This window comes from Streptomyces lancefieldiae, assembly GCF_031845825.1.
GTDB classification, from domain to species: Bacteria; Actinomycetota; Actinomycetes; order Streptomycetales; family Streptomycetaceae; genus Streptomyces; species Streptomyces lancefieldiae.
In genome coordinates this window covers 1-250 of sequence record NZ_JAVRFH010000459.1, presented here as the reverse complement: position 1 = coordinate 250, position 250 = coordinate 1, and the positions used below count along the sequence as shown (strand labels likewise).

1 pseudogene is annotated in these 250 nt (G+C 64.8%); it reads left to right on the top strand.

The features are described from left to right. Positions 1–50: 50 nt before the first annotated feature. Positions 51–250, top strand: a pseudogene (locus RM812_RS42945) (NF041680 family putative transposase); the annotation flags it as partial.

Below are 250 nucleotides of genomic sequence, written 5' to 3'. Positions count from 1 at the left end.
TGATCATGTACTCCGACCAAGGTGCACCGATCAGAACGAAGGCCGTGAGGGTGAGTCTCCTGCCTGAAGCCGTTCCTGGGGAAGCGTTTGCGGAAGCGTCACGCTTCCGGGACGAGTTGTACGAGTGTCTGACCGTTCGGGGCGACGAGCTGTTCGAGCTGACGGACGCGTTGCTGTGCGCGGATGGGCCGGTGCGGGCACCGGTGGACCTGACGCTGGTGGCCGAGCACAGGCGAGGGCACGGCGCTAT